The sequence below is a fragment of the Rhodoferax sp. genome (genome assembly GCF_028688795.1).
Classification (GTDB): Bacteria; Pseudomonadota; Gammaproteobacteria; order Burkholderiales; family Burkholderiaceae_C; genus Rhodoferax.
In genome coordinates this window covers 1-5374 of the sequence record NZ_JAQTXM010000079.1, presented here as the reverse complement: position 1 = coordinate 5374, position 5374 = coordinate 1, and the positions used below count along the sequence as shown (strand labels likewise).

The window sequence follows — 5374 nt, the reverse complement described above, 5'->3', positions numbered from 1 at the left end:
CTCAAGCTGCGTTCGTGGGGGTAAATCAAAGTATCCAAGGCTTCCTCCTGAAGGGTGTTTATTGACATGTTTTGCAAACGCTTTTCTTTTATGTGCGCTTAGAGCTTGATGTTACTGGACGAGCGGCCCCAGAAGGCTTGCGGCGTGTTTCTCAATCTGTAGGCCAAACAGACCTCAAGGTAAGGCAAAACCTGCGCAAGGCGCTATCATTTTTAAATACCCCAACCCTTCACGCCACACCCTCACCGGTCTGCGCCTTAAAGCGGGCAATTTCGTCCAGCAGCCAGAGGCGAAACGCCTGCACCTGGGTGGCCTCGGCGATGTCTTGCAGGGCGTGGCGCACCACTTGCGCAAACCGCGTACCCTGCGGCGTGATCGTCAAACGCTTGCCATGGCGGGTGAACAGCGCCACGCCCAGGTCTTGCTCCAGCGCCCGCACCTGGTGGCTGACCGCGCCGTGGGTGACATGGGTTTCATCGGCGGCGCGAGAAAAATTCTGGTGCCGGGCGGCAGCCTCAAAGGCGCGCAAGGCCACCAGGTTGGGCAATCGGCGTAAATCCGTCATGGGTTCATGTGAGTTTTGTTAGCAAGGGTGTCAAAGATAAATCGTTTTGCACCCAGACACTGCGCCGATAGACTTTGTGAACGATTTATTTTTTGGAACACCCTCATGCCACAGACCCCGCTGACCCTGTTTGTCGACCACCAGTTCACCAGCCCTTACGCCATGTCGGTGTATGTCACTTTGCGTGAAAAAGGCATCCCGTTCGTCACTGAACGCCTGGATCTGGACGCGCAGCAACACCAGCAGACCGCGTACCGCCAGCAGTCCCTCACCGCCCGTGTGCCGACGCTGGTGCACGAAGGTTTTGCGTTGTCGGAGTCCAGCGCCATCAGCGAATATCTGGAAGAAGTCTTCGCCCCGCCCGCCTTTTCTGCGGTCTACCCGCAAGACGTGCAACAGCGCGCCCGTGCCCGGCAAGTGCAGGCCTGGCTGCGCAGCGACCTGATGCCTCTGCGCAACGAGCGCGGCACCGACACCGTGTTCATCCAGCCCACCACCACCCCGCTGGGCGCTGCCGCACTGACGGCCGACAAGTTGTTTCGGGTGGCCGAACAACTGCTGCCTGCAGGGGCCAGCCACCTGTTTGGCAACTGGTGCATTGCCGACACCGATCTGGCGCTGATGCTGATGCGCCTGATCGCCAACGGCGATGCCGTGCCCGAACGCCTCAAAACCTACGCCACCCAGCAATGGCAGCGCCCCAGCGTGCAGCACTGGGTGCAACAGCCACGGACATGAGGGACACCCGCCATGATCACCTGTTACCTGCGCTACCTCATTGACCCGTACAAGCTCAAGGAGTTTGAGCACTACGGCAAGCTCTGGATTCCCCTGGTGGAAAAGTTCGGCGGCCAGCACCACGGCTACTTTCTGCCCTCAGAAGGGGCCAACAACTTGGCCCTGGCGATGTTCAGCTTTCCCAGTCTGGCGCTGTACGAAGACTACCGAACCCGCTCCCTGCAAGACCCCGAGTGCCAGGCGGCCTTTCAATACGCCGAAGACACCCGCTGCATCGTCAGCTATGAACGCAGCTTTTTCAGGCCGGTGTTTGGGTGAGTGAGCTGCGGATGCTTGGTTTGTGGCGTGTTGGATCGGTCAATGAACGATGGCATCCGAGTTCTTGAGCTGCGCTTACTCTTTTTTGAGTGCTACGTAATAAGTAGCTGTTTGCGCTTGTTTGATAAGGGCTACAGGGTTAAAACATTCACAATTTGTGGCTGGCATCGGGTTATGCCTGCGCCCGCTAACACCAACCACATCTTTCAACGGCTCTGGAAGGGATGGCGTTCCAAATAGCATGTGGGCGGCATTCGCTTCGTTCCAATATGGACTTTGGGGAGTGATAGGAATCTTGTCCATGGACAAAGATGGGCGGTCAACGTTGGTGCTGTTCATCACGTTGCAAGCACCGCGAAACGGCATTCTGCTGCTGTGTGTCCGCGTCGAGCAACATGTTAAGCGTCGCCCTCGCGGGGAACCATGAACTTCGAGAAATTCTGAATGTAGTCGTCAAGGTTTTCTTCCAGCATTAAACGGTATTGCTCCAAGAAATAGTCGAGCGTTTCAGTTTTCGCCTTTTTCATCTCGGCACCGTTGGCAAAGCCACATGCACTCACCCAAGCATTGAACCTTGCCGTTGCATAGAGCATAGATGCACTGGCCTTGCCCCTGCCAATCTCAGCCAAGTGATCGTTTGTCAAGTGGATGTGCGCATCTGCACGGTCGTAAAACTTGTCATCGACTTCTTTCGGCACAGCATTCTCCTTTGACGGGTTAACTCAATATGCAGAGACTCTCCCGTGTCTCCAAAACATGGCGATTGTCTCCCCGAAATAGCAGAGCGATATTCGCGCAAACCCTTTTGCATCAAGGCATGCAGCCGAGTTACCGATTAGTTGAACAGTCATATCAACCTGAGAAAAGCATCGCACCGAATGATTGGCCTACCCGGTTACTTGAACAGTGACGTAAGCAAAATAGCGCGTTCGAAGATTCGCAAATCCAACAGCCTTTTAGCTTTCGCCAGCCGCCGCCAAAGCGCTGGCAATCAAGTGGTCGCCCAAAAAATAAGCGGATGATGTGAGTTGATCCAGCAGCGGCTTGATGCTTGGCAGCAGATTCTTTTGCTTGGCCAGCACCAGCACGCCCACCGTACCGATGCATGGCACGCAGAAGTTCTTGGCCATGCGCCGTCCGGCTTTGTCGTCCATCAGCACGCCACAGCCCCACTCGACTGCTGCCGCAATGGCGCTGGCCTCGCCGATGTCCACATGCAAAGCCAATTCAAAATGCGAGGGGGGTGCGGTGCAGCGTTGGATCACCTGATTTTGGGCTGCCTCCAGGATGGGCCTGGCCTCGGCATAGTCTGATCGGCAGGTGCACTCAATCAACACTTCTTCGGTAACCAGCACTTGCTCAAAGACCTGTTTCAGCAGTTCAAGCTGCCCCAGCCTGGCAAAAGCGATGAGCGGCCCGGCATCCGCAATGACAATCTTACGCAAAGGCCGCCACCTCTTGCGCCAGCTCATCGGCCCCATAGCGGGCCAGCGGGATTTTCAAGGCAGCCAGATGGTTGATGAATTCGCTTTGCGCCACACCGGCCAGCTTGGCGGCCTTGCCCAGGCTGAGGGCTTCTTCGTCAAACAGCTTGACTGCCAGCGCCACACGCACCCCTGAACGCAGCATGTCCTCGTCAAAAGGCATGGCCACAAAAACCCCCTGACCGTGTTTGGTGACGATGGAGAGCTTGCCCGCCTCTGCATCACGCACCAGTTCGCCTGTGCGTTCCCGTAAATCACGAATGGTGAAAGTTTCCATGAGTCTGCTCCGGTCAAATTTGTGCTATCAAACGATAGCACATTATGCTTCCCGATCGATACTGGAGGATGATGCAGATAGGCAACAAAATCAGGCTGAAATGGTCACCGTCAAGCAGCGGTTGGCGGTGCAGACTGGCTCAACAGGCCGCAGGCACAATCCAGCCATCCACCAAGCTGAGGGAGTCACCCTTGATCACGCTGCACCAGTTCGCCCCCGCCTTTGGCCTGCCCAATGCCAGCCCGTTTTGCATGAAGCTGGAAACCTGGTTGCGTATGGCGCAATTGCCCTTTGATGCACCACGCATGACCCTGGCCGACATGCGCAAAGCCCCCAAGGGCAAGATGCCTTACATCGAGGACAAGGGCCGGGTGGTGGCGGATTCGAGCTTCATCATCGACTACCTCAAAGCCACTTATGGCAACCCGCTGGATGCCTGGCTCAGCACCGAGCAGCGTGCCGTGGCCTTGGCCTTTCAGCGTCTGCTGGAAGAAAACCTGTACTGGGCGGTGGTCTACACGCGCTGGATCGAGCCTGCGGGGTGGGCGCTGACCCGCGCCACCTTTTTTGCCGACATGCCTGCTCCGTTGAAGTGGATCATTGCGCCGCTGGCACGGCGCGGCATTCGACAGGAGTTGCACGGGCACGGCATGGGCCGCCACAGTGCGCAGGAGATCTATGCCATCGGCCAGCGGGACATCACGGCGCTGGCGGATTTTCTGGCTGACAAGCCCTTCTTCATGGGTGATACGCCCTGCACGCTGGATGCCACGGCCTACGGCTTTCTGGCCAACCTGCTGTGGGCACCGCTGGAGTCACCGCTCAAGCAACATGCCCGGCAATACCCGCAACTCGAAGCCTATTGCCAGCGCATGCGCAGCCGTTACTACGCCTGAGGAGCCGACTGCCCAGACGTGTCGCCGCCATGGCGTGACATCGCGTGCATCATGACGATGGTTAAATCCGGCTGAAGCCAAGGTAAACAAAGCGCAAGGCGCTCTTATTTTTATAACAACTTGGCCAACTGCTCCTTCACATGTCCCGCCCCCGGCCCGTTGGGAGCCAGCGCCAGGTAGGTGTTGTAGGCCTTCTTGGCAGCCTCGCTGGCACCGGCTTTGGCATGGGCATCCCCCAGGTTGAGGTAGGCAATGGCGCGTGAGGGGTCGATCTTGATGGCGTTGTCAAACCAGCGGGCGGCCTCTTTGAACTTGTCCTGTTTGTAGAACACAAAGCCCAGGTTGTTGGCTGCCAGGGCAAAGTCGGGGCGCAGTTTCAGGGCTTCGGTGAATTGGGCTTCGGCCTCGTCATAGTGTTTTTCTCGGTAGAGCTGCAGGCCACGGTCATTGGCACGCTGGGCCAGTTGCCGGGCGCTGGTGGGCACGGCGGCGGGGGGGGTGATTTTTTGCTCGGTCCCTTGCAGGTCTTTGACCAGCACCGGGGTGGGCGCTGGGCGGGCGGCGGGTTGGTTGTCTGCCGCCGGGGTGGGCAAAGCGGGCCGGGTGGCATCGAGTTTGTTGTTCAGAGCAATGGCCTCGCTGGGCAGTTGGCTGGTGTCGGCGCTGAGGTACTCGGCCTCACTGGGCAGCTCAAAAATGAAGTCGCCGCCCTCGGAGCCGGGCAGGCTGCCAAAGGCCGGGGTCTGGTGCGAGGTGGCCGCCACCGCCGGGGCCACGTAGGCGGCCAGTTCCGTGGCGGTGATCAGGCCGTCGCCATTGAGGTCGCCCTTGCCGGCCAGGCCTTGCAGCAAAGCCCAGGTGAACACCGAGTGGCCATTGGGCCCGCCGTCGGCCACCAGTTGGTCAGCCCCACCGGCGGTGAGCATCTGGCGGCCCAGGCGCTTGGCGTTGTCACGCAGAAAGTTGGCACTGCCTGCGCCGCGTGTCAGCCCCAGCCCGCTGTAGCAGGCATCCATGACAAAAAAGGCGTGTTTGGCGGTGACACTTTCGGCAATGTTTTGCAGCTCGGTCATGGCGATGGCATCGGTGGCGAGCT

8 protein-coding genes and 1 pseudogene are annotated in these 5374 nt (G+C 58.5%); 3 read left to right on the top strand and 6 right to left on the bottom strand.

Annotated features, from left to right (window positions below; genetic code table 11):
- Nucleotides 1-304 precede the first annotated feature (304 nt).
- A pseudogene (locus tag PHQ58_RS23200) lies at nucleotides 305-565 on the bottom strand (LysR family transcriptional regulator); the annotation flags it as partial.
- 105 nt (nucleotides 566-670) lie between these two features.
- Here PHQ58_RS23200 and yfcF point away from each other — a divergent pair.
- A complete protein-coding gene (yfcF, locus tag PHQ58_RS23195; RefSeq protein WP_300116183.1) occupies nucleotides 671-1303 on the top strand; it encodes a glutathione transferase in 633 nt (210 codons plus the stop codon).
- Nucleotides 1304-1315: 12 nt separating this feature from the next.
- Entirely contained in the window at nucleotides 1316-1621 is a 306-nt protein-coding gene (locus PHQ58_RS23190) for an NIPSNAP family protein (protein WP_300116182.1), read from the top strand.
- Between the two features lie 75 nt (nucleotides 1622-1696).
- Here PHQ58_RS23190 and PHQ58_RS23185 read toward each other — a convergent pair whose 3' ends face one another.
- From PHQ58_RS23185 to PHQ58_RS23170, 4 genes are all read right to left on the bottom strand, one after another.
- On the bottom strand, nucleotides 1697-1960 hold the full coding sequence (locus PHQ58_RS23185) for a hypothetical protein (protein WP_300116181.1): 264 nt from the start codon (nucleotides 1958-1960) through the stop codon (nucleotides 1697-1699).
- 59 nt (nucleotides 1961-2019) lie between these two features.
- Nucleotides 2020-2319 (bottom strand): DUF3144 domain-containing protein, encoded by a 300-nt coding sequence (locus PHQ58_RS23180; protein WP_300116179.1) that lies wholly within the window; start codon nucleotides 2317-2319, stop codon nucleotides 2020-2022.
- 258 nt (nucleotides 2320-2577) lie between these two features.
- Entirely contained in the window at nucleotides 2578-3066 is a 489-nt protein-coding gene (locus tag PHQ58_RS23175; RefSeq protein WP_300116177.1) for a DUF3368 domain-containing protein, read from the bottom strand.
- Nucleotides 3059-3382, bottom strand: a complete 324-nt coding sequence (locus PHQ58_RS23170; protein ID WP_300116174.1) for a type II toxin-antitoxin system prevent-host-death family antitoxin — start codon at nucleotides 3380-3382, stop codon at nucleotides 3059-3061. Before PHQ58_RS23170 ends, PHQ58_RS23175 begins: the two co-directional genes overlap by 8 nt.
- A gap of 191 nt (nucleotides 3383-3573) precedes the next feature.
- Here PHQ58_RS23170 and PHQ58_RS23165 point away from each other — a divergent pair, with 191 nt between their 5' ends.
- Nucleotides 3574-4278 (top strand): glutathione S-transferase family protein, encoded by a 705-nt coding sequence (locus PHQ58_RS23165; protein WP_300116171.1) that lies wholly within the window; start codon nucleotides 3574-3576, stop codon nucleotides 4276-4278.
- A 110-nt stretch (nucleotides 4279-4388) separates the two neighbouring features.
- Here PHQ58_RS23165 and PHQ58_RS23160 read toward each other — a convergent pair.
- The coding region (locus PHQ58_RS23160; RefSeq protein WP_300116169.1) for a tetratricopeptide repeat protein at nucleotides 4389-5374 on the bottom strand (986 nt) is incomplete at its 5' end.

Excerpts from the sequence above, each read along its gene's own strand:
- yfcF (WP_300116183.1), top strand. The coding sequence starts at position 671 with ATGCCACAGACCCCGCTGACCCTGTTTGTCGACCACCAGTTCACCAGC.
- PHQ58_RS23190 (WP_300116182.1), top strand. The coding sequence starts at position 1,316 with ATGATCACCTGTTACCTGCGCTACCTCATTGACCCGTACAAGCTCAAG.
- PHQ58_RS23185 (WP_300116181.1), bottom strand. The coding sequence starts at position 1,960 with ATGAACAGCACCAACGTTGACCGCCCATCTTTGTCCATGGACAAGATT.
- PHQ58_RS23170 (WP_300116174.1), bottom strand. The coding sequence starts at position 3,382 with ATGGAAACTTTCACCATTCGTGATTTACGGGAACGCACAGGCGAACTG.